At 56.5% G+C, this 1,681-nt stretch carries 2 rRNA genes; both read left to right on the top strand.

Features of this window, described 5'->3' with window-relative positions:
* A 23S ribosomal RNA gene (locus ACFFQA_RS38010) occupies positions 1–1,458 on the top strand; the annotation flags it as partial.
* A 161-nt stretch (positions 1,459–1,619) separates the two neighbouring features.
* Positions 1,620–1,681: ribosomal RNA gene (rrf, locus tag ACFFQA_RS38005) — 5S ribosomal RNA — on the top strand; the annotation flags it as partial.

Genomic DNA, 1,681 nt, shown 5'->3' with positions numbered 1-1,681 from the left:
TCCGCCAGTGAGTGGTTGTACTGGTGTAAGCGTGTAGGCCGTGGCGTAGGCAAATCCGCGCTGCATATAGGTTGAGACGTGATGCGTAGCCGATTGAGGCGAAGTAGAGTGATCCTATGCTGCCGAGAAAAGCCTCTAGTGAGTGTCCATGCGGCCCGTACCCCAAACCGACACAGGTGGTCAGGTAGAGAATACCGAGGCGATCGGGTGAACTGTGGTTAAGGAACTCGGCAAAATGCCCCCGTAACTTCGGGAGAAGGGGGGCCGGGTGGCTTGAAACCCCTTGCGGGTTAGGGCTGAACGGCCGCAGAGACCAGGGAGAAGCGACTGTTTATTAAAAACACAGGTCCGTGCGAAGTCGCAAGACGATGTATACGGACTGACGCCTGCCCGGTGCTGGAACGTTAAGGGGACCGGTTAGTCCTTCGGGGCGAAGCTGAGAACTTAAGCGCCAGTAAACGGCGGTGGTAACTATAACCATCCTAAGGTAGCGAAATTCCTTGTCGGGTAAGTTCCGACCTGCACGAATGGCGTAACGACTTCTCCGCTGTCTCAACCACAGGCCCGGCGAAATTGCACTACGAGTAAAGATGCTCGTTACGCGCGGCAGGACGGAAAGACCCCGGGACCTTTACTATAGCTTGGTATTGGTGTTTGGTTCGGCTTGTGTAGGATAGGTGGGAGACTGTGAAGCATTCACGCCAGTGGGTGTGGAGTCGTTGTTGAAATACCACTCTGGTCGTACTGGATGTCTAACCTCGGTCCATGATCTGGATCAGGGACAGTGCCTGGTGGGTAGTTTAACTGGGGCGGTTGCCTCCCAAAGGGTAACGGAGGCGCCCAAAGGTTCCCTCAGCCTGGTTGGCAATCAGGTGTTGAGTGTAAGTGCACAAGGGAGCTTGACTGTGAGACCGACGGGTCGAGCAGGGACGAAAGTCGGGACTAGTGATCCGGCACTGGCTTGTGGAAGCGGTGTCGCTCAACGGCTAAAAGGTACCCCGGGGATAACAGGCTGATCTTGCCCAAGAGTCCATATCGACGGCATGGTTTGGCACCTCGATGTCGGCTCGTCGCATCCTGGGGCTGGAGTAGGTCCCAAGGGTTGGGCTGTTCGCCCATTAAAGCGGCACGCGAGCTGGGTTTAGAACGTCGTGAGACAGTTCGGTCCCTATCCGCCGCGCGCGTTGGATACTTGAGGAAGGCTGTCCCTAGTACGAGAGGACCGGGACGGACGAACCTCTGGTGTGCCAGTTGTTCCGCCAGGGGCATTGCTGGTTGGCTACGTTCGGAAGGGATAACCGCTGAAAGCATCTAAGCGGGAAGCTCGTTCCAAGATGAGGTATCCCACCTCCTTTGAGGGGTTAAGGCTCCCAGTAGATGACTGGGTTGATAGGCCAGAGATGGAAGTCCGGTAACGGATGGAGTTGACTGGTACTAATAGGCCGAGGGCTTGTCTACAAAGTTGCTACGCGTCCACTGTGTGGTTCTGGGAGAACAACCCGGGGCCAAGACATGAGATCTCGTCAGGGGTCGGCTGAGGGTCACTGGTGACGGTGGCTGGGGGTCGATGGTTCCTGGTGGTGGTCTGGGTTTTGGTGTGGTTGATATTTCCATAGTGTTTCGGTGGTTATGGCGGAGGGGAAACGCCCGGTCCCATTCCGAACCCGGAAGCTAAGTCCTC

Origin of the sequence: Allokutzneria oryzae, from assembly GCF_042429765.1 — a bacterium.
Taxonomy (GTDB): Bacteria; Actinomycetota; Actinomycetes; order Mycobacteriales; family Pseudonocardiaceae; genus Allokutzneria; species Allokutzneria oryzae.
Note: the sequence above shows the minus strand (reverse complement) of the source record. Positions and strands in the feature narration are given on the sequence as shown.